The 21,148-nt window shown below is 47.6% G+C and carries 20 protein-coding genes; all 20 read left to right on the top strand.

What is annotated here, in order from left to right; translation table 11 throughout:
• Positions 1–8 precede the first annotated feature (8 nt).
• Complete coding sequence (locus FHC51_RS08290) at positions 9–521, top strand: 4-hydroxyphenylacetate 3-monooxygenase reductase subunit (RefSeq protein ID WP_220435309.1); 513 nt, start codon at positions 9–11, stop codon at positions 519–521.
• A gap of 490 nt (positions 522–1,011) precedes the next feature.
• Positions 1,012–1,386, top strand: a complete 375-nt coding sequence (locus FHC51_RS08285; protein ID WP_220435308.1) for a hypothetical protein — start codon at positions 1,012–1,014, stop codon at positions 1,384–1,386.
• A gap of 17 nt (positions 1,387–1,403) precedes the next feature.
• A complete protein-coding gene (locus FHC51_RS08280) occupies positions 1,404–3,167 on the top strand; it encodes a polysaccharide biosynthesis/export family protein (RefSeq protein WP_114388015.1) in 1,764 nt (587 codons plus the stop codon).
• A 54-nt stretch (positions 3,168–3,221) separates the two neighbouring features.
• Positions 3,222–4,022 carry an ABC transporter permease gene (locus FHC51_RS08275; protein ID WP_220435307.1) on the top strand — a complete coding sequence of 267 codons (801 nt, stop codon included), beginning with the start codon at positions 3,222–3,224 and terminating at the stop codon, positions 4,020–4,022.
• A gap of 9 nt (positions 4,023–4,031) precedes the next feature.
• A complete protein-coding gene (locus tag FHC51_RS08270) occupies positions 4,032–4,682 on the top strand; it encodes an ABC transporter ATP-binding protein (RefSeq protein ID WP_220435306.1) in 651 nt (216 codons plus the stop codon).
• A gap of 15 nt (positions 4,683–4,697) precedes the next feature.
• Complete coding sequence (locus FHC51_RS08265; RefSeq protein WP_220435305.1) at positions 4,698–5,900, top strand: sugar transporter; 1,203 nt, start codon at positions 4,698–4,700, stop codon at positions 5,898–5,900.
• A 62-nt stretch (positions 5,901–5,962) separates the two neighbouring features.
• Positions 5,963–6,958, top strand: coding sequence for an SIS domain-containing protein (locus FHC51_RS08260; RefSeq protein WP_220435304.1), 996 nt, complete (start codon positions 5,963–5,965; stop codon positions 6,956–6,958).
• Positions 6,959–7,349: 391 nt separating this feature from the next.
• Positions 7,350–8,159 (top strand): glycosyltransferase, encoded by an 810-nt coding sequence (locus FHC51_RS08255; protein ID WP_220435303.1) that lies wholly within the window; start codon positions 7,350–7,352, stop codon positions 8,157–8,159.
• Positions 8,156–9,157: a hypothetical protein gene (locus tag FHC51_RS08250; RefSeq protein ID WP_220435302.1), complete on the top strand. Its 1,002-nt coding sequence runs from the start codon at positions 8,156–8,158 to the stop codon at positions 9,155–9,157. Before FHC51_RS08255 ends, FHC51_RS08250 begins: the two co-directional genes overlap by 4 nt.
• The gene (locus FHC51_RS08245) at positions 9,154–10,113 is read left to right on the top strand and encodes a hypothetical protein (RefSeq protein ID WP_220435301.1); all 960 of its coding nucleotides are present in this window, start codon (positions 9,154–9,156) and stop codon (positions 10,111–10,113) included. The genes FHC51_RS08250 and FHC51_RS08245 overlap by 4 nt, the downstream gene beginning before the upstream one ends.
• Positions 10,110–10,748: a 6-hydroxymethylpterin diphosphokinase MptE-like protein gene (locus FHC51_RS08240; protein ID WP_220435300.1), complete on the top strand. Its 639-nt coding sequence runs from the start codon at positions 10,110–10,112 to the stop codon at positions 10,746–10,748. The genes FHC51_RS08245 and FHC51_RS08240 overlap by 4 nt, the downstream gene beginning before the upstream one ends.
• 336 nt (positions 10,749–11,084) lie before the next feature.
• Entirely contained in the window at positions 11,085–12,041 is a 957-nt protein-coding gene (locus FHC51_RS08235; RefSeq protein ID WP_255584784.1) for an alpha/beta hydrolase, read from the top strand.
• 42 nt (positions 12,042–12,083) lie between these two features.
• On the top strand, positions 12,084–12,881 hold the full coding sequence (gene kdsA, locus FHC51_RS08230) for a 3-deoxy-8-phosphooctulonate synthase (protein WP_220435298.1): 798 nt from the start codon (positions 12,084–12,086) through the stop codon (positions 12,879–12,881).
• An 89-nt stretch (positions 12,882–12,970) separates the two neighbouring features.
• Positions 12,971–13,771 carry a 3-deoxy-manno-octulosonate cytidylyltransferase gene (gene kdsB / locus FHC51_RS08225; RefSeq protein ID WP_220435297.1) on the top strand — a complete coding sequence of 267 codons (801 nt, stop codon included), beginning with the start codon at positions 12,971–12,973 and terminating at the stop codon, positions 13,769–13,771.
• A 333-nt stretch (positions 13,772–14,104) separates the two neighbouring features.
• Positions 14,105–15,190, top strand: coding sequence for a dTDP-glucose 4,6-dehydratase (gene rfbB / locus FHC51_RS08220; protein ID WP_220435296.1), 1,086 nt, complete (start codon positions 14,105–14,107; stop codon positions 15,188–15,190).
• Positions 15,190–16,077, top strand: coding sequence for a dTDP-4-dehydrorhamnose reductase (gene rfbD / locus FHC51_RS08215; protein WP_220435295.1), 888 nt, complete (start codon positions 15,190–15,192; stop codon positions 16,075–16,077). Before rfbB ends, rfbD begins: the two co-directional genes overlap by 1 nt.
• 147 nt (positions 16,078–16,224) lie before the next feature.
• Positions 16,225–17,097 (top strand): glucose-1-phosphate thymidylyltransferase RfbA, encoded by an 873-nt coding sequence (gene rfbA, locus FHC51_RS08210; protein WP_156237703.1) that lies wholly within the window; start codon positions 16,225–16,227, stop codon positions 17,095–17,097.
• Between the two features lie 52 nt (positions 17,098–17,149).
• Entirely contained in the window at positions 17,150–17,698 is a 549-nt protein-coding gene (gene rfbC / locus FHC51_RS08205) for a dTDP-4-dehydrorhamnose 3,5-epimerase (protein ID WP_103823133.1), read from the top strand.
• 50 nt (positions 17,699–17,748) lie between these two features.
• The gene (locus FHC51_RS08200) at positions 17,749–19,752 is read left to right on the top strand and encodes a capsular polysaccharide biosynthesis protein (RefSeq protein WP_220435294.1); all 2,004 of its coding nucleotides are present in this window, start codon (positions 17,749–17,751) and stop codon (positions 19,750–19,752) included.
• A gap of 88 nt (positions 19,753–19,840) precedes the next feature.
• Entirely contained in the window at positions 19,841–21,088 is a 1,248-nt protein-coding gene (locus FHC51_RS08195; RefSeq protein ID WP_103823131.1) for a capsule biosynthesis protein, read from the top strand.
• Positions 21,089–21,148 lie beyond the last annotated feature (60 nt).

The raw sequence follows: 21,148 nt of genomic DNA, 5'->3' as shown, positions 1-21,148 counted from the left end.
AGGTCAATATGCAACATGATGAACAACGCCTGCGTTTTCGTGACGCGATGGCCAGCCTCTCTGCGGCGGTCAATGTGATTACCACCGATGGCGAAGCCGGACGCTGCGGCATCACCGCTACCGCCGTCTGCTCGGTAACGGATACGCCCCCCTCGGTGATGGTGTGCCTGAATACCAGCAGCGCCATGAACCCGGTTTTTCAGGGTAACGGCAAGCTGTGCATTAACGTGCTCAACCATGAACAGGAGCTGATGGCGCGCCATTTTGCCGGGATGACCGGCATGACCATGGAGGAGCGGTTCACCCTCTCCTGCTGGCAGAAAGGCGTGCTGGCCCAGCCGGTATTAAAGGGGGCGCTGGCAAGTCTGGAAGGTGAGATTAGCCAGGTGCAGACCATCGGCACCCATCTGGTCTACCTGGTGGAGGTCAAAAACATCCACCTGAGCCAGGAGGGACACGGGCTGATTTACTTTAAGCGCAGATTTCATCCGGTGTTAATTGAACAAGAAGTAACAATTTAACACTCTTTTCAACAGCCAGCCGCCTCCGTGACTGGCTGTTTTTTAGTCAATTTGATTTACCTTAGAAATAGTTCACCGCAATACATTCATATAGTCGATAAATAATTTTCCTGCCCCCACCAGAGTTAATAGTCTTTTGCTATTTTTGCGTGTCTCGTGTCCAGTTTGAATGAAATTCAAATGACAGAATGTTCCTAATTATGTAATCTCCGACACGGAAACATTTTCGTGAATAATAAAGTTCAAATTAGTTGTTTACTGAATAGTACACCTGCGTCACCACAACAAAATCTGCACGTTTTTTAACCGGAATGGTACTTTTCCGTGCGGTAGCCTACCCTTTTTTTGGCTGTTCTGACTTAACGCCTGCGTTTTTTTGCTGCTCCTGCACCTGCAAGATTTATCAACTGCTTAGCTATTAGAAGCGGTTGTATGCCATCAACATTTTATTTCACATGCCAGTTATTGATTTGTTGGAAAATATTGATTTATGAAGAACGTAACTCGCCTTGTGGTGATTTCGCTCGCCCTCATGCTGAGTGGCTGCGCATATTCTCCGAAGCAGGTTGAAGCATCCCGACCGCTTGTGAATCAGAACGCTTCTACCGACCTGCATGCTATGGCAGCTAACCTGCAACAACCTCTGAACACGCTGCCGCAGGGCGCATCGCTCAGCGCCAATGGCAATACGTACACGTTAGGCCAGCGCTATGTCTCTGCCCTTGGGCTGGAATGCATTGAACTGCTGCGTAACCGCAACTACAACCAGTCCCAGCGCGGTGTGACCTGCAAGAACGGTGATACCTGGTATCTGGTACCGCAGCTGGAACAGGCTTCCGCCAGTAACCTGCTTGCAGTGCAATAATTTTGAAGAGAAATGTTGTGAAGATAACGAATTTACGGCAATTGAGTGCCGTCCTGTTACTGGCCTGCGTCTCCTGCGCATCTTTAGCCGCCCCCACTCAGCAAGAAGCCCAGGCATTTGGGATGAACGCCCCGGCAGATAACGGCGATGGCCGACTGCAGCTTGGCGGTGAGCAAGCGATGAGCGGCCAGGCCAATACCTCCTCCACTACCGGTACTTTCGCGCAGCAAAACCGCCAGGGCATGTTACTGCCGGGCGAGTCCGACGTGCGTAAATTACTGCCGCAGTCCGAGTCCGGCCTTCCCCCTCCGTACGGTGCCAACCTGTTTGCCGGTGGTTATGAAACCGAGCGCAGTGACGGCTTAAACGATAATTATCTGATCGCTCCCGGCGATAAGCTGAATATCTGGATCTGGGGCGCGGTTAATTTCTCCAACGTGGTAACTGTTGATAATCAGGGGAATATTTTTATTCCCGATGTCGGGCCGATTAATGTCAAAAATGTGGCGGCGAGTAAAGTCAATAACTTAGTCACCAGCCATATCAGCGAAGTCTTCACCAATAACGTAAATGTTTACGTTAATTTACTTACCGCGACGCCGGTCAGTGTATATGTCACCGGGCCAGTGATCCGCCCTGGACAATATGCCGGACAATCTTCCGACAGCGTTTTATATTTCCTGAAACGCGCTGGCGGCATCGACTCCGACCGCGGAAGCTATCGTCACATTAAGGTGTTACGTCAGAACCGTGTGATCCAGCAGATCGACCTGTATGAGTTTATGCAGCAGGGAAAAATGCCGAAGCTGTCCCTCAAAGATCAGGACGTGATCCTGGTGGAACCGCAGGGGCCGATGATCAACGTGGCCGGTAAAGTGCGTAACCCGTTCCGCTTTGAGCTGAAGAACAGCACCGCGCTCGGCTCGGAACTGATCGATTACGCCCTGCCCCTCGCCAAAGTGAGCCACGTGGGCGTGATTGGCGATCGCTCCAACGGCCCGTTCTCGGTCTATATGCCATATAAAGATTTCGACCGCGTTCAGCTGAGCGACGGCGACAAGGTGTTGTTCAACGACGATATGCATGCGCAGGTGTACGATGTGCAGGTGATGGGCAGCTATCGCGGGCCATCTTACTTCACCGTGCGTAAAGAGACCCGTCTGCACGATCTGCTGAACCACATCCCGATTGATCCGAACATGGCGGATTACGGCTCGATCTACATCATGCGTAAGAGCGTGGCCGCGCGGCAGAAAGAGATGCTGGAAGATTCCCTCAACCGCCTGGAGCGCAGCGTGTTTACCGCGCCAGCCAATTCTGACGGTGAAGCCTCTATCCGGACCAAAGAAGCCGAGCTGGTGATGCGCTTTGTGGAAAAAGCCCGCAAGGTTCAGCCGCTGGGTAAAGTGGTGGTGGCGGATAAGGGCGTGATCGCCAACATCCTGCTGGAACAGGGCGACCAGATTGTGATCCCGAACAAAACCGACCTGATTCAGGTGGGTGGCGAAGTGATGATGCCGCAGGCGGTGGTCTACAACAAAAGCGCCAGTCTGGAAGACTACGTAGCCTGGGCGGGCGGCTATACCGACCGTGCGAACGACAAGCGCATTGCCGTGGTACATGCTAACGGGCTGATGGAGTTTAAAGACGGCGGTGATGTTATGCCAGGCGATCAGATTCTGGTCATGCCGAAAGTGGACAGCAAAATGATGCAGTCCATCAAGGACATCACCCAGGTCATCTATCAAGTTGCCGTGGCGGCCAACGTGGTCCTGAACTAAACCTCAATGCGGGCTCGCCCCATCGCGGGCCCGTTCTGTGATATCGGCCTTCTTATGCTTAAACCTGTTATCAACCAGACGCCCCGCAGCTCGTTCCAGGTGCTGAGGGATGTGACGTTTGGCCTGCTTATTCGTGAACTGAAAACGAGATTTGGGAGTTATCGGCTGGGGTATGCCTGGGCGTTGTTGGATCCGTTGTTGATGATCGCTCTGTTTAGCGCGATTTTTGGGATGCGTGGGCACAGCGGTTTTGGTGGCGCACCTGCCCCCCTCTTCATTACAGCCGGCTATTTACCGTTCATCTTTTTTAAAAATGTAGTGAGCAAACTCCAGTCAGCGGTCAATGCTAACAAAGGTTTGTTCTGCTACCGCCAGGTGACGCCGTTCTCTACCTTTATCGCCCGGTTTATCCTCGAAACCATTGTTGGCATGATGGTCGGCGGCATCCTGATACTGGGATTATTGTGGTTTGGGTTTGATGCCGTACCAGCTGACCCATTGCAAGTTATTCTGGTTTATATGATGTTGATGATTTTTTCGTTTTCATTGGGCATCGTCTTTTGCATTACGGGCAACTTAGTGAATGAGGCTGAAAAATTCCTCGGTTTGTTGATGATGCCGTTAATGTTTATCTCCTGCGTTATGTATCCCCTCGCAAGCATCCCGGCACAATATCAGCATTGGTTTTTATGGAACCCGCTGGTACACGCCCTTGAGTTGATACGATCTGGCTGGATCGCTGGCTACGCCAGCCCGAATGTCAGCTGGACGTATCTTTTCGGGGTGACATTGATACTGCTGACGTTTGCTATGAGCAGCTATCGCCTGAGCCATCGCCGCCTGATTGCCAGCTAAGGGGATAGCATGATTGTTCTGGATAACGTTTCCAAGTATTACCCCACTAAGTTTGGCCGAAATTATGTTTTGCGAGACGTAAGTATTACGCTTCCACGCGATCGCAATATCGGTATTTTGGGCGTCAACGGCGCGGGTAAATCCACCCTCTTACGTCTGCTGGGCGGCATGGATATGCCTAATAAGGGCAAAGTGACCCGCCATTGTCGCGTCTCGTGGCCTCTTGCTCTGAACGGGGGATTTCAGGGCAGTATGACCGGGCGGGAAAATACCCGCTTTGTTTGCCGTATTCATGGCGTACGTGACACTCAGGCTATCGAGGAGTGGGTAAAAGAGTTCTCTGAAATCGGTCAGCATTTTGAACTGCCGATTAAGGGCTACTCCAGCGGTATGAAATCGAAATTCTCTTTTGCCGTAAGCATGGCCTTTGATTTCGAAATCTACCTGACCGACGAAATCATGTCGGTGGGTGATGCCCGCTTCAAGCAGAAATGTATTGATATATTTAATCAAAAACGCGAGACCGCCAGCTTAATCATGGTATCGCACGATATGAATAACTTACGCCAACAATGCGATATGGGAATTTTACTGCGCAACAGCGCTCTCGAGGTGTTTGATAAAATTGACGACGCCATCCGCATTTATCAGAATTTGTAATCAACCGATAAAATCATGACCCAACCAATTCGTTCCAATAAAGCATCAGGAATGATGCGTAAGCTGCGCAAGTTAAAAACCAAACCAAAACATTTTATTGTCGACTCCAGCGGGTTCCGTCTTGCTCAGCAATCATGGAAACAGAGCCTTAAGCTCGGCAGTTTTATGTGGGTTGTCGCCTGTTTTGCAATCGCTGTTCTCTATTTTGGTTTAATTGCGTCAGATCGGTATGTGAGCCGGGCGCAATTAGTCATTAAACAAGCAGATCAAATAAAAATGTTGCCTGACACACTGTCAATGCTGGGCCTCGGTGGAAGCAATCATGAAGATGTATTGCTGGTTCAAGATTATCTTAACTCTCCAGATATGCTTGCAAAACTGGATAAAGAGTTAGGTCTGAAAGCACATTATCAAAGCCATGACATTGATTATTTTTCTCGCTTATCAGGTGATGTAAGCCAGGAGGATTTCCTTAAATATTATCGGGATCATCTGTCATTACGTCTCGATGATCTTTCGGGGGTGCTAACGGTTGAACTGCAAGCATTTGATCCTGCTTATGGTCAACGCGTAGTAAACCTGATGCTTAAAGAATCAGAGGGCTTTATCAATAAACTCGGCCATCAGGTAGCGCTGGAACAACTGGCCTTTGTTGAAAAGGAAGTCGATCGTGCCTATCAGCGTGTTCAGGATGAAAAAGCGAAGGTTCTTGATTTCCAGAATAAACATAACCTGATTAGTCCTGAATCAACCAGTACTGCCCGTCTGGGGGTGGTCAGCCAGATCGAAAGCGAACTGGCAAGCCAACAGGCGCAGCTGAAACAATTGCAGAGTTATATGAAGGATACGGCCCCCGCTGTCATTTCTGTTAAGGCCAGAGCGGAAGCCTTAACTGAGCAGCTGGCGCAGGAAAAAGCCAGACTTACTGGTACCGATCAAGATGCAATGAACGAAGTAACCGCTCGCTATATGGATGTTCAAACGCAGGCAACTTTAGCGGCGGACCTTTATAAAAGTGGTCTTATCAGCTTGGAACAAGCTCGGGTTGAGGCGTACCGCAAGCTTAAACACTTGCTTGTGGTGAGCCAGCCTACCCTTGCTCAAGATGCAGAGTACCCTCGACGTCTTTATAACCTCGCAACCATCGGAGTACTACTGTGTTTAATGTATGGGCTGATTGTGATGGGCCTTGCTACGCTGCGTGAGCACCAGGACTAACCCATCTTTAGAAAAAAATTTATATCCTTATTTTAATGTAGCTTATCCGAGAAATTAACATTATGAAAAACCAACAGACAGTGGATGTTCGCAGTTTTTATGATGAAGTTCCATTTGATGGGGACATTACTGAAAGCATTAAACAGACATTAAAGCAACAGGGTGAGACGTTGCTGACGTTGTCGGAACATTTTAACAAAGCGCAATATAAGCTAGCCCTTTCGTTGATGCTTCAATGCAAGGGCCATGTCATTATCTGTGGTATGGGAAAATCCGGCCACGTAGGGCGTAAAATGTCTGCAACGCTTGCTTCCACCGGTACGCCTAGTTTTTTTGTACATCCTGCGGAAGCGTTTCATGGTGATCTGGGAATGATCACTTGTGATGATGTGGTTATTTTAATATCAAATAGTGGCGAAACTGATGAGATTTTAAAACTCATCCCTTCACTGAAAAATTTTGGTAACCGTATTATCGCTATCACGGGCGGATTACAATCCACACTTGCTAAGAACGCTGATGCAGTACTAGAAATAAAAATGCAAAGTGAATCCTGCCCCAACAACTTAGCCCCTACTACTTCAACTACCTTGACTATGGCGATTGGTGATGCGTTGGCATCAGCACTGATAAGTAAACGCCGCTTTATGCCCAATGATTTTGCAAGATTCCATCCCGGTGGTAGTTTGGGTCGTCGTTTGCTAACTCGTTTAAAAGATGTAATGAGTGAACGACTAACAAGGGTGGTTCCTGATGCAGCCTTGAAAGAGGTTATAGTTGATATGACTCAAGATCAGCATGGCATAGCATTGGTGATGAATGATGATGTTTTGCTAGGGGTAATTACTGACGGGGATTTACGCCGGGCAATGACATTAGATGATTTTGATTTGAATACATTTAAGGCTAAAGATATTATGACCCATAGTCCTATCACAGCCTCTCAGCATTCAATGTTAAACGATGCTGAAGAATTAATGCGCGAACATCAAATTAAACAACTGTTAGTATTGAATGATATTAATTATCCAGTTGGGATAATCGATTTTTATGATTAATTGCATTTTGGGCAATCTCATTAAAAATTTTCTCCAATAAACATATGGCAATTTATATCCACAAAACCAAAGTTTACCATACGCTAAAATAAAAGATAAATACATTAATTTATGATTCACTCAATCATAAAAAACTTTTGCTTCAAACAAAATCTTAACAGGTCATTTTTTATTTGTGAAATAAAACCTTATTATACTTTAATAGTTATTAATATCAATTCATGGGTTTTATGGTCGATAACTTAAAACCCATTTTTTATATAGTAAACATAACGTTTTATAAAATCATTTGTCCTAATAATTTTTGATTATAAAAATGATCACAATTAACCACGTAATGAGTGTTGATACAAAATCCTCAATATTCGAAGATTTTATAAGTAGACTCTCAATGTTTGATCCGATAAATTATAAACATATTGTTTCTATCGATCCAATTAATGATAGTCATATTTATCATTATCATCGCCCAAATAAATGTAACGAAGTTCGTAAAAATTCCCTTTGCACGATACATTTTGATTTATTAGATCTTAGGCAGCATGATGATATAAACACTACTTTAGAGCGATTGGATTGCTTTAACCATTTAGTGTTTATAAATAAAAACGAATATTTAAGATGGGAATTCAAACATGCAGAAAAACATTTAATCAATCACGGGTACGATGCTTCACTTTTACTAAGAAAACAAAAGTATCCACATAATAAATCGAACATAGCCATTTTCTCAAAGAACTATCAAGATGGTCGAAAAGGAAATGTTTATCTTAGAAAATTAATTGACAAAATGCCCTCTGAAAAGGTGCATTTTTTCTTGATTGGCCGAGATTGGGAACATTCCTCACTTAATAGTTTTAATAATGTCACAATACTGAATCCTAAAAATTATAAATCTCTCGTGCGTATATATAGCATTATTGACGTGGTCTTAATCTGCAGCCCATACGAAGGGGGACCAGCGTCACTTCCGGAAGCAATCTCCGCTGGATGTAGAGTGATATCCTCTAATTGTGGCATGGTTAACGAATTCATTTATGAAAAAGATATGCTTTCTTTTGATTTAGAAAAAGACATAAATCTTATACTTAGTCATATTTCCCATATTAATGGCGATATCAAACAATCATTTAGAAAAAAACCACAACTTTGGGAAGAAATTGCTTCTTCTTATCATCATATTTATGGAATGATTTTATGAGTATTAATACACTACAGCGAAAATGCAAAAAACTGTTTAGAGATCCTAAGAATTTTTTTAAAGATTCAAAAGTAATGTCTCGAATAGCTACAAAAGAAATAAATCAAACCAATAAAATCATTCGTGAAATGAATAACCATTCCATTGGGAAAGTTTTTTTCAATGAAAACAGTGTAATAAATTATGATATTTTAGGTAACATAAAACCAAACAATTTTTCATTTTCATCTGTTATAATTAAAGAAAGGAAAAGTAGCTTACCTAAAAATGAACCAATTTATGCTAACATATTAAAAAACCCTAATAATTTTATTGGGTTCAGAGAAAATAATATTTTCCTTTGCGATGCAGGTAATCTTATCTTAGACAAATTTATTGATGTAAGAGAAGCATTTCAAAATAAAAACTGGATTTCAGCACCATTTTCTTCTTATAAAAATATTTTTATAGTTGATCCTAAAAACAACCTTCCGCAGTTAATAAAATCCACTTCACCCTTTGTATTTGTACATTGTATTTTTACTGAGAAATCGTCCAAAGATAGTATAGAACGATGCATAAAATGGAGTGGCAAAATAGATAGCGCAATATTGCATTCGAGCCACGATAATTTTGCATACGCATTTAACCGTTCTCATGTTTTCTCATCTACCATACAATTACTTAAAGGAATCGCTGATTTAATATTAATCAATGGCTCAAAACCTTACGATCTTTTAATACCTTGTTTTGGAGATACTCCATTTTTAGAAAATATCGACGAACTTAATGAAGAAACGCATGATATTTATATCAAAATCAATAAAAAAATGAATGCTATTTCCAAAACATGTACTTTTGAAGAAATCGCAATGGCGCTATCTCAAAGTACATCTTTTGTTTTATGTCGAGAGTCTGTATACCAGAGGTATGAAGACGTGATTATTAGGGGGGACTTGCAACAGTTTATTTTGGCGACAACTAAAGATGGTTTACGCGTTGAGGTGAGTGAGCAATGAATATAGTACATATTAGCAAGACACCATTAGCTGGAAGTCCAGGTCGCCTATCAGATGAAATAAACAAACAGAATGAAATTTCCTCGCTGGCCTTCATCGAAAAAGATTATCCAGGTGAACTATCGGGTAAATTTATTTATAACAGTGTTGTGCTAGACTGCTTAAGTTCATGGGATCTTTTAAAATATTCTGTTAAATCGGCTGATATTATCCACATTCATAATGATGTTAGTACAGAATGTTTGCACTTGATCTTGAATCAAAACCCTACATCAAAATTTGTTTATCATGTTCATTCACCTCTCCGTGAGGGTCCATTATTTTTCGAAGTTTATAAGACATTAGGGATAGATTTCTATAAAAAAATAGTAGTAGGCCAGTATCATCCTAGACATTACTCTGATTTTATTCCACTATTAAATATAGTACCTTTTAAAGCGACTTCTAGTGTTAAAAATGTTGATGATAAAATCCGTATATTATTCAGTCCAAGCCATACACGTACGGGTGGAAGATGGAATGATAAAGTATCCGCTGAGCTTGATAGAACATTAAAGTTAATAGCTAAAGATAAACGTTTTGAAATAATTACTCCTAGTAAGATTTCGCCCTCAGCCCTGTTTGAATTACGCAAAACATGTAATATTACTATTGATGAAATAACTACAGGCTCATATCATCAGATTTCATTAGAAGGTTTAGCTGCTGGAAATGTAGTTATAAATAATAGTGATTTTTTCAGCAACATTTTTCTTGAAACATTATCAAGCTCATCCGAACATGTTCCTTTCGTCAGAATGAACAATAAAAACGTGTCCAGAAAACTTCCTGAGCTTTTATCCAGACCTGAAGAAATCTACTCTATGCAAAAGCAATCCGCAAAATTCTATAAAAAATATCTTTCCCCGCAAAAAACAGCAAACCGTTTAATTGATATCTATAAGGGAAAATTATGAAGATCAGCAATTTAAAAAACATTGAAAATGGTAAAGATATTTATATTGTTGCAAATGGCCCTTCCGTACTTAATAAAAAGACGCTGAATCTGTTATCTGACAAAATCGTTATAGGTATGAATGCAACTCCTCTCCTTTGCCATGAATACTCTTTCGATTTGAAGTATTATACTGTAAGTGACGAGCGTTTTATTAAAGATGTTGAAAAGTATAAAATAGCTACTGAAATCATTTCAAAATCTACAGTGCGAGTCTTCCGTAGTGAATTAAAAAAACATGACTCGCCTGTTTTGATAGATGAAACTTATTATATAAATGCTATTGGTCGCGACGGTTTCAGCTTTAATCTTAGCCAAGGCTTCTATTTTGGTTGCACAACCACGATGTTCTCGATTCAATTGGCTGCTTATCTAGGGGCAAAAAACATTTATCTATTAGGTGTCGACTTGAGCTACCCAAAAGACAAACCAAGATTTTATAAAGAGAAAAATCCGGCTCCGATTGATAATTTTACTTGTGTACAGATAAAAAATATACGGGATGCATATCATCAACTAAGAAAACGTGGAGTGAACCTTTACAATTGTTCAAATCAATCATTATTAAAACCCTATATTCCATACTTCGCAATATAATAATATATGGATTAAAGAGATTTTCTAACGATGAAGATGGTAATAAAATTGTAATCCCCCTTCATTCAATGCAGAACACCTCTTATAGGACTATACAATTAAAAAAATACTCTAACGAGGGTAATGATTCCTTTACTAATTACAACTTATCGATCCTGATAGAAAATATATATAGAACTTTACATTATGAAAAATTTAGAATAATTTTATTTCATAATAAATTAGATTATTCTTTAGCAAAACAAATAGCGCTAACCCATGGCTATAATAAAAACATACTAATATTCCAAAAAAATTATAACCTTATAATTTATATTAAAGTGGTATATGCGATCTATGAATACGCAAGAAATAATTGAGCTCATAGCAAAATACTTCAAGCAAGATAATGGTGATTTTGACCTACCATATCAAAAATGGTTAGCTATTTACCGCACTTGGGAAGTAAACAATAAAATTATTACAGAAGAGCAAATTTTAAAATTAGTTCCTCTACGAGAACCAATTGTAAAATTAATTTACAAAAAAATTTGCCATAAGATGCCTTTTGATAGAGACTATATTCTCAAACATTATGAACGTACAAAAAATGATTTAGAACATCTTGTCTATCCATCTAAAAACCCTAAGCGATTAATTATTTTACTAAGCGGCTACTCTCAACGTAAAACTTATAACCGATATTCTTGGTATTGGGATGAAAATGAACTATGGGAAAGCGACAATGTTTGTTTATTTATGAATGATGTAGAAAATACATGGTATTGCGGCCATGAGTTAGATAAAATTTCTCAATATAAAGAAATAATTAAATCGGTTCAAATTGAATTTAATTTAGAAACCCATAACACCTTTATTATCGGCGGTTCTATGGGGGGATATGGCGCATTACGATTAGGTTATGAAATGAACCTGAGAGGAATTATTTCTATCAACCCTCAGACATCTAAAGAAGCAGCCAGACTCCATAATGATACTTCTTGGTATGACTGTATAACAAAATGCGATGAGCGATTCATATCAGCTTCAGAAATAATAAAAAACAATCAAGGTACGAAACTTTATTTAGAATGTGGAACTTATCCAGCTGATATTTTTGACCTTAATGATATAATCATTAATTCCGCTCGAAACAATAACCTATTGCTTTTAAACCCACACAATTCAAAAAAGCATGTAACTATTAGCCCAAGCAAAGAACAAGTCGATACATTGATTAATTTTTTTGAATCGGACTCAATAAGTATTCACGAGGCAGAAAAGAACGCAGATCTTGCTGATACGAGTATTTAGTAAAACATTTAGCTATCTTAAGTTATATAAAGGACAACATATATGTTTTTAATCGCAGGACCTTGCGTCATCGAATCCGAACAACTCGTAATGGACGTTGCCGGACGCATTAAAGAAATCACCGACAAATTGGGTATGGATTACATCTTCAAATCCAGTTTTGACAAAGCTAACCGTAGCTCCACCGACAGCTTCCGTGGCCCTGGTATGGAACGCGGTCTGCAAATTTTGCAAAAGGTGAAGGAGACCTATGGCTTACGTGTACTAACCGATGTACACGAAGACACGCCAGTAGAAGAAGTGGCTTCAGTGGTTGATGTTCTGCAAACTCCAGCCTTCCTGGTTCGTCAGACTAACTTTATCCAGCGTGTCGCTCGTTGTGGCAAGCCTGTAAATATTAAAAAAGGTCAGTTCCAGGCACCATGGGATATGGAGCAGGTCGTTAAGAAATGCCATGAAGTTGGCAACCAGGACATCTGGCTGTGCGACCGTGGCACGTCCTTCGGTTACAACACCCTGATCTCTGATATGCGCGGCCTGCCGGTTATGCGTCGTACCGGCTGTAAAGTGGTCTTTGATGCAACGCACTCTGTACAGCAACCAGGTGGACAGGGTGCTACCAGTGGCGGCCAGCGTGAATTTGTCCCGGTTCTGGCTCGTGCTGCCGTGGCGGTCGGTGTTGATGGCCTCTTTATGGAAACGCATCCAGAGCCAGCAAAAGCATTGAGTGATGGTCCAAACATGCTGCCTCTGACTGTCATGGAAGAGATGCTGACCGTATTAGCAGAAATCGATCACGTTACTCGCTCCCACCGTTTCCTCGAAGATACATTGGTTTAATTACCTTCCCTTCGAAATCTAGGAAAAAGGCGTATTAAGTAATACGCCTTTGCTTTATCCGCCCTGCCGATAAATTTATGGACTTTTTTATGTCTTACAAAATCGTGATTCCAGCCCGTTATGGTTCTAGTCGTTTACCGGGTAAGCCCCTGGCCCTGATTAATGGTCGTCCTATGGTTTGGCATGTCTGGCAACGAGCACTGGAAACCGGAATTCCGTCCGTGGATATCTGGGTTGCAACCGATGACCAACGCATCTATGACGCAGCTACGGCTTTCGGTGCCAATGTGGTAATGACTGATGTTAATCACAGTTGTGGTACAGACAGGCTTGCTGAAGTCGCTAAGCTGCAAGGTTGGGCTGACAAAGAGATTGTGGTCAATGTTCAGGGCGACGAACCCTTGCTTCCCGCTCATCTAATCCAGTTGGCGGCTGATACTTTAGCGGCTGACAGGGAAAGTGGGATTGCCACACTGGCATGCCCTATTGTGGATTTCGAACAAGTCATGGCTCCCCAATGCGTCAAAGTAGTAACAAACGCTGCAGGCCAGGCACTCTATTTTTCTCGCGCACCAATTCCATGGGATCGGGACAAATTCGCCCAGTTGCAAAGCACTAATGCAGAAGTCGCCTTTACCAGCACAACCACGAGCTGGTTACGTCACATCGGTTTATATGCTTATAAAGTCAGTACCCTCATGTCTCTCAGCGATCTGCCAGTCTCTCCTGTAGAACAACTGGAGTCACTGGAGCAACTTAGAGCACTCTGGCATGGCATTAAGATTGCCGTTGCTCGTGTCGAGCAAGCGCCTCCACATGGGGTTGATACTTCAGAAGATTTGGCGCGTATCCAGCAACATTTTGAGTCTGAGATTCAAACAACGTACTGATAATAGAGCGCCTCAAACAAGGGGATATATACCTACTAACATCAAATTTCAAAGGTATATACCCCTACCTTAAAGACCGAATTGTCCCAATTTTGTAATTATTAAAATCTCTCCATAGATGCAAGATAAATGTAGAGCCTGACTTATAAGGATTAGAAAAAGCGGTTGTCCTTACCCAATAAGCGACAAAAAGCACGTTATGAATGGTTAACGCACAGCGAACGAGAATGAGAAAGCTACACTTTTACAGTTTTGCCCCATCGCATTCCCTTTCGTTAAATAAGATATTTAATTATCATTTTGTGACTTTTCACCTATCAAAAAAAATCGCTTATGAAAATCCTTGTAACCGGTGGAGCCGGTTTTATCGGTTCTGCTGTTGTTCGCCATATCATCCGGGATACGCAGGATGCGGTGATCAACCTTGATAAGCTTACCTACGCGGGCAATCTGGAATCGCTGGCCGAGGTCGCAGCGAGCGACCGTTACGCCTTCGAACAGGTGGATATCTGCAATCGTGCAGAGCTGGATCGGGTCTTTGCCACCCATCAACCGGATGCGGTGATGCATCTGGCCGCCGAGAGCCATGTGGATCGCTCCATTACCGGCCCGGCTGATTTTATCGAAACCAATATCGTCGGCACTTACACGCTGCTGGAAGCGGCTCGCGCTTACTGGAGCGAGCTGGATGAATCCCGCAAGCAGGCGTTCCGTTTCCACCACATCTCCACCGACGAAGTGTATGGCGACCTGCCGCACCCGGATGAAGTGAGTGAGGGTAGTGAGCTGCCGCTCTTTACCGAGACCACGCCGTACGCGCCAAGCAGCCCGTACTCCGCGTCGAAAGCCTCCAGCGATCAACTGGTGCGCGCGTGGCGTCGTACCTATGGTCTACCGACCATCGTCACCAACTGCTCCAACAACTACGGCCCGTATCACTTCCCTGAGAAGCTGATCCCGCTGGTGATCCTCAATGCGCTGGACGGCAAAGCGCTGCCCATCTACGGCAAAGGCGATCAGATCCGCGACTGGCTCTACGTGGAAGATCACGCCCGTGCGCTCTACACCGTGGTTACTACCGGCGTGGTGGGCGAGACTTACAACATCGGCGGGCACAACGAGAAGCAGAACCTGGAGGTGGTCCACACCATCTGCGACCTGCTCGACGAGATGGTGCCGAAGGCCGGTTCCTACCGCGACCAGATCACCTACGTGACTGACCGCCCGGGCCACGACCGTCGCTACGCGATCGATGCCAGCAAAATGAGCCACGAGCTGAACTGGCAGCCGCAGGAGACTTTCGAGTCCGGTATCCGCAAAACCGTGCAGTGGTATCTGGATAACCAGCAGTGGGTTAACAACGTGAAAAGCGGCAGTTATCAGGACTGGATCGCAAAGAACTATCAGGAGCGTAACTGATGCATATTCTGCTGTTCGGCAAAAATGGCCAGGTGGGCTGGGAGCTGCAGCGCGCGCTGTTGCCGCTAGGTCGTATTACGGCGGTGGATTTTGACTCCACCGACTACTGTGGTGATTTCAGCAACCCGGAAGGCGTGGCTGAGACCGTGCGTCTGCTAAAGCCGGACGTGATCGTCAATGCCGCCGCCCATACCGCGGTGGATAAAGCTGAGAGCGAGCGCGACTTTGCCGAGCTGCTCAACGCCACCAGCGTAGCCGCCATCGCTAAAGAAGCCGAGGCGCTAGGCGCCTGGCTGGCGCACTACTCCACCGACTACGTCTTCGATGGCAGCGGTGAAAAACCCTGGGTCGAGACAGACCAGACTGCACCGCTGAACGTCTACGGCGAAACCAAGCTGGCGGGCGAGCAGGCTGCCGCGCTCTGCTCCCGTCATCTGGTGTTCCGCACCAGCTGGGTCTATGCCGCCCGTGGCGCTAACTTCGCCAAAACCATGCTGCGCTTTGGCAAAGAGCGCAGCGAAATGTCGGTGATCAACGATCAGTTTGGCGCGCCGACCGGAGCAGAGCTGCTGGCCGACTGCACGGCGCATGCGATCCGTATCGCCCAGGATAAGCCGGAAGTCGCCGGCCTTTATCATCTGATCGCCTCCGGCACCACCACCTGGTTCGAGTATGCCCAGCGGGTCTTCGCGACTGCACGCGCGGCAGGCGTTGAGCTGGCGGTCACCCAGGTGAATGCAGTGCCGACCAGCGCGTTCCCAACGCCGGCGAAACGTCCGCATAACTCACGCCTCGATACCAGCAAGTTCCAGCGCACCTTCGGGCTGACGCTGCCAGACTGGACCCTCGGCGTCGATCGCATGCTTGCCGAAATCCTTGGAAAGTAAATGCATCAGGGTATGCTATGCATGCCTTGTTTTATCGACACGGACCTTTGTCAGGGAGCGGCACGTTTAGCTCCCTCTACAGCAATCAAACAGATGCCGGGTGGCGGTTCGCCGTCATCCGGAGCAAAACAGAAGAAATGAAGGATTATGAACAAGCGTAAAGGTATTATTCTGGCCGGTGGGTCAGGGACTCGTCTCTATCCGGTCACCATGGCGGTGAGCAAACAGCTGCTGCCAATCTACGACAAGCCGATGATCTACTACCCGCTGAGCACCCTGATGCTGGCCGGTATCCGCGACATCCTGATCATCAGCACCCCGCAGGATACGCCGCGCTTTGAGCAACTGCTGGGCGACGGCAGCCAGTGGGGCCTGAACCTGCAGTATAAAGTGCAGCCAAGCCCGGACGGCCTGGCGCAGGCCTTTATCCTCGGCGAAGAGTTTATCGGCGACGACGACTGTGCGCTGGTGCTGGGCGACAACATCTTCTACGGCCACGACCTGCAAAAACAGCTGGAAGCCGCCGCAGCCAAACCTGCGGGCGCTACCGTCTTTGCCTATCATGTACACGATCCTGAGCGTTATGGCGTGGTGGAGTTCGACCGTGAAGGCACCGCGATCTCCCTGGAAGAGAAACCGCTGCAACCGAAGAGCAACTATGCGGTAACTGGTCTCTACTTCTATGACAACCGCGTGGTTGAGATTGCCAAAAGCCTGAAACCGTCCCCGCGCGGCGAGCTGGAAATCACTGACGTGAACCGCATCTACCTTGAGCAGGGCGATCTGTCGGTCGCCATGATGGGCCGTGGTTATGCCTGGCTTGATACCGGCACCCATGAGAGCCTGATTGAGGCCAGCAACTTCATCCAGACCATCGAAACCCGTCAGGGGCTGAAAGTGGCCTGTCCTGAAGAGATTGCTTACCGTCTGAAGTTTATCGATGCCGACCAGGTGCGCAAGTTAGCCGCGCCACTGGCGAAGAATGCTTACGGGCAATATCTGCTGAAAATGCTCAAGTAGTCACCATTAACACCTGGGGCGTCATGCCCCATTTATCAATCAGGCCGTAATCATGAACGTAATTCAGACCGCAATCCCCGACGTCTTTATCTTTGAGCCAAAAGTGTTTGGCGATGACCGTGGCTTCTTCTTCGAAAGCTTTAACCACAAGCAGTTCGAAGCCGCCATTGGCCGCAGCGTAAACTTCGTGCAGGACAACCACTCCAAATCCTCAAAAGGCGTTCTGCGTGGCCTGCACTACCAGCTGGCGCCGCATGCGCAGGGCAAACTGGTGCGCTGTGTGGCTGGTGAAGTGTTCGACGTGGCGGTGGATATCCGTAAAAGCTCCCCGACCTTTGGTCAGTGGGTGGGCGTGCATCTGTCTGGCGAAAACAAGCGCCAACTGTGGATCCCGGAAGGTTTCGCCCACGGCTTTATGACCCTGAGCGACACCGCAGAATTCCTTTACAAAACCACCAACTACTACGCGCCGGAGAGCGACCGCGGCATCCGCTGGAACGATGAAACCATTGGTATTACCTGGCCAGAAATCGACAGCGAGATCCTCACCTCCGCCAAAGACAGCGTTGCCAAATCCTTCCCTGACGCAGAGTACTTCTGAGTCCCACGCCCCGCAGTGACGCGGGGCGTTTTCTGATGCACAGAGCGCACATGAAATTCTATACAGGTTCAGCCGGGATCCTGGCCCGAAAAGCGCAGCTTGAGCCGATGCTGGGCCGCCCGTTACACGCCTTTAAAACCAACACAGAACTGGCGCAAGACGATGTCCTGGTCGGCTGGGGCCAAAAAGCCAATACCCGCCAAATCAAACAAAAAGCCCACGATCTCGGCCTGCCGTACTGGCAGCTTGAGGATGGCTTTATCGGGTATATTGGCCATCCCGCCCGGGGGGGCAAGTCCGTCTCCCTGATCGCCGATCCTGTGGGAATTTACTACGATGCCCGCCAGCCGAGCCGCCTTGAAGAGCTGATCGCGACCCCCTGCGATGACAGCATGCTGGCGCGTGCCGAAGCGCTCATAGCTGAACTGCTGCGTCTTGGTATCACCAAGTACAACTGCTATGCCGCAGGCAGCGGCCTGCCGGATACGCTGGCGGCCCGTCTGCATAGCGACCCGCGCCCGAAAGTGCTGCTGATTGACCAGGTGGCGGGGGATCTCTCCATCCCGGGTGCGCTGGCAAGCGAAGACGATTTTGTCGCAATGGTGGCGGCGGCCCGACGTAATCACCCCGATGCCCGCCTGCTGCTGCGCACTCACCCGGATACCCGGCTGGGTAAAAAAAGCGGCGTGCTGGCGCGGCTGGCGCTGGACGACGTGGAGGTAGTGGCCGAACACTGCCATCCCCATGCCCTGCTGAACAGCGTAGAGGCGGTCTACACCGTCTCTTCCCAGATGGGCTTTGAAGCGCTGCTGCTTGGGAAAGCGGTCTACTGCTTCGGCATGCCGTTTTACGCGGGCTGGGGGCTGACCCACGACAGCAAAACCTGCCCGCGCCGTCAGGGGCCGATCGCCCTGCCCCAGCTGGTGGCAGCGGCGCTGATCCTCTACCCGCGCTATCTGGACCCGATCCTGGGCCAGCGCTGCGAAGTGGAACAGGTGCTCGAGATTATTGCCGGTCAGCAGAGCCCAGCCCCGCGCTATCGCCGCCTCTATATGGTGGGCTTCTCGCTGTGGAAGCGCGCCTTTATGCGCGCCTTCTGCCAGCCGCTGGCCGAAGAGCTGCGCTTTGTGCGCAAGCTGCCTGAAACGCTGGCCCCCGACGAGCAGGTGCTGGTGTGGGGCAGCCGCCATCCTGAACTTAAAAGCGCCATCCGGGTGGAAGATGGTTTTATCCGCTCCCGGGGGCTGGGCTCGAACCTGTGCCGCCCTTCGTCGCTCTCCATCGACCCGGTAGGGATCTACTTCGACAGTCGCCGTCCAAGCGGGCTGGAGCAGTTGCTAAATCAGCATGAGCTTACCGACCAGGAGCTGGCTCGCGGCGAGACGCTGGTGGATCTACTCCGCCAGCACGGGGTGAGCAAATATAACGTTGGCACCGTCAAACCGTTCACCCCACCTGCTGATGGCCGTTCGCTGGTGCTGGTGGTGGGCCAGGTGGATGGCGATGCCTCGATCCTCACCGGCAGTCCGGTTATCCGCAGCAACGAAGCGCTGCTATGGGCGGTACGTGACGCCAGACCGGAGGCGCACATCCTCTTTAAACCGCACCCGGACGTGGTGGCGGGCAACCGGGCCGGGGCTATCTCTGCCGAATGTCTGGCCCACTGCGTCGACAGCCAGGTGCTGGATCTCGGCCTGACCAGTCTTTATCCCCATGTGGATGAGCTGCACACCATGACGTCGCTGAGCGGCTTTGAAGCGCTGGTGCAGGGGGTGAACGTCACCACCTGGGGCCAGCCGTTCTACAGCGGCTGGGGACTGACCGAAGACAGACATCCTGCCCCGCGTCGTCAGCGCCCTCTGCCACTGGCGGCGCTGGTCTACCTGACCCTGGTGGCCTATCCGCGCTATATCGACTGGCAGAGCGGGCTGTGGATGAGCCCGGAGCAGTTGATCCGCCAGTTGGCCACGCAGGGCAACTCCTCATCGCAAAAAGCCAGCCGCTGGCAGCGCTGGCAGTTAAAACTGAGCTATCTCGCGCAGACGCTTCGCTAGCGAACGATTTATCCTGATGTATTAAAGAAAAGCGGTCATCAAGCCGTTAATCACCTGTCTCATCAACGGAACGGATCTGGGAAAAGAAATGGAAGAGCAAGCCATACGCCATTTATTAAATGGCCGCCGATATCTTTTATTACAAGGACCGATGGGCCCCTGCTTTGCACGTCTGGCGACCTGGCTGCAGCACAGCCACCGCGAAGTGAAGCAGGTCTGCTTTAATGCCGGAGACGCCTGGTATGCCGCAAAAGAGACGTCGCTGCACTACACCGGCCCGGTGAAAAATTTTGCCTTCTGGCTGCGCGATCTGCACAAAGAGTACGCCTTCGACACCATCGTCTGTTTCGGGGATTGCCGCCCGATGCATGTCGAAGCGAAGAAGTGGGCGCGCGGTAAAGCCATCGACTTTCTCGCCTTTGAGGAGGGGTATTTCCGGCCATTTTATATCACCCTGGAAAAAGGCGGCGTGAACGCCTTCTCCTCGATGCCCATCGATGCGAAATACTATCGCGAGCAGCCGCTGCCGGAGCTGAAAACCCCGACGCCATGGAAGCCCAGCGCCTTTAACCGTGCCGCCCACGCCATGCTTTATTACGCGGCGGGCTGGTTTGGTCGCCATCGCTATCGCGGCTACCGCCACCATAAATCGTTTTCCCCGTGGTATGAGATGCGCTGCTGGGTCCGTGCCGGCCGCCGTAAGCTGTGGTATCGCTGGAAGCAGCGCCATATGCTGAGCCATATCACCGAAACGCTGGACAACGCGTACTACCTGGCGATTTTGCAGGTCTACAACGACAGCCAGATCATTCACCACAGCCCGTATAAAGATGTGCGTGACTATATCGAAACCGTGATCCGCTCGTTCGCCCGCCATGCGCCGAAAGAACACCATCTGGTGTTCAAGCATCACCCGATGGATCGTGGTCACCGCTATTATGGCGTGCTGATTAATACGCTGTGCGAGAAGTACGGCATTACGACTGACCGGGTGATCTATATCCACGATCTCTCCCTGCCCGCCCTGCTGACCCACACCCGGGGAGTGATCACCGTTAACAGCACCGCGGGGCTGTCGGCGCTGATCCACAACAAGCCGCTCAAGGTGATGGGCAAAGCGCTGTATGACATCGAAGGCTTAACCTGGCAGGGGCCGTTGAACCAGTTCTGGCAAACGGATTTCGCGCCTGACAAACAGCTCTTCCAGCGTTTTCGTACCCACCTGCTCTACAACACGCAGATCAACGCCGTGTTTTACGGTAAGTCCGACTGGCTTAACGTCCCGACCGAACTCCCCCTGCCGGATTCTATTACCGATTCCGAACTCGAACGCTAATTCACCACTCCGCCGGGGAGATTGCCCCGGCGGATCCGATCTGCCCCTCGCTTTTATCCC

It is taken from the genome of Leclercia sp. EC_58, assembly GCF_019584355.1.
Taxonomy (GTDB): domain Bacteria; phylum Pseudomonadota; class Gammaproteobacteria; order Enterobacterales; family Enterobacteriaceae; genus Enterobacter.
Note: the sequence above shows the minus strand (reverse complement) of the source record. Positions and strands in the feature narration are given on the sequence as shown.

Coding starts and splice junctions, on each gene's coding strand:
- FHC51_RS08290 (WP_220435309.1), top strand. CDS start 9: ATGCAACATGATGAACAACGCCTGCGTTTTCGTGACGCGATGGCCAGC.
- FHC51_RS08285 (WP_220435308.1), top strand. CDS start 1,012: ATGAAGAACGTAACTCGCCTTGTGGTGATTTCGCTCGCCCTCATGCTG.
- FHC51_RS08275 (WP_220435307.1), top strand. CDS start 3,222: ATGCTTAAACCTGTTATCAACCAGACGCCCCGCAGCTCGTTCCAGGTG.
- FHC51_RS08270 (WP_220435306.1), top strand. CDS start 4,032: ATGATTGTTCTGGATAACGTTTCCAAGTATTACCCCACTAAGTTTGGC.
- FHC51_RS08265 (WP_220435305.1), top strand. CDS start 4,698: ATGACCCAACCAATTCGTTCCAATAAAGCATCAGGAATGATGCGTAAG.
- FHC51_RS08260 (WP_220435304.1), top strand. CDS start 5,963: ATGAAAAACCAACAGACAGTGGATGTTCGCAGTTTTTATGATGAAGTT.
- FHC51_RS08255 (WP_220435303.1), top strand. CDS start 7,350: ATGTTTGATCCGATAAATTATAAACATATTGTTTCTATCGATCCAATT.
- FHC51_RS08250 (WP_220435302.1), top strand. CDS start 8,156: ATGAGTATTAATACACTACAGCGAAAATGCAAAAAACTGTTTAGAGAT.
- FHC51_RS08245 (WP_220435301.1), top strand. CDS start 9,154: ATGAATATAGTACATATTAGCAAGACACCATTAGCTGGAAGTCCAGGT.
- FHC51_RS08240 (WP_220435300.1), top strand. CDS start 10,110: ATGAAGATCAGCAATTTAAAAAACATTGAAAATGGTAAAGATATTTAT.
- FHC51_RS08235 (WP_255584784.1), top strand. CDS start 11,085: ATGAATACGCAAGAAATAATTGAGCTCATAGCAAAATACTTCAAGCAA.
- kdsA (WP_220435298.1), top strand. CDS start 12,084: ATGTTTTTAATCGCAGGACCTTGCGTCATCGAATCCGAACAACTCGTA.
- kdsB (WP_220435297.1), top strand. CDS start 12,971: ATGTCTTACAAAATCGTGATTCCAGCCCGTTATGGTTCTAGTCGTTTA.
- rfbB (WP_220435296.1), top strand. CDS start 14,105: ATGAAAATCCTTGTAACCGGTGGAGCCGGTTTTATCGGTTCTGCTGTT.
- rfbD (WP_220435295.1), top strand. CDS start 15,190: ATGCATATTCTGCTGTTCGGCAAAAATGGCCAGGTGGGCTGGGAGCTG.
- rfbA (WP_156237703.1), top strand. CDS start 16,225: ATGAACAAGCGTAAAGGTATTATTCTGGCCGGTGGGTCAGGGACTCGT.
- rfbC (WP_103823133.1), top strand. CDS start 17,150: ATGAACGTAATTCAGACCGCAATCCCCGACGTCTTTATCTTTGAGCCA.
- FHC51_RS08200 (WP_220435294.1), top strand. CDS start 17,749: ATGAAATTCTATACAGGTTCAGCCGGGATCCTGGCCCGAAAAGCGCAG.
- FHC51_RS08195 (WP_103823131.1), top strand. CDS start 19,841: ATGGAAGAGCAAGCCATACGCCATTTATTAAATGGCCGCCGATATCTT.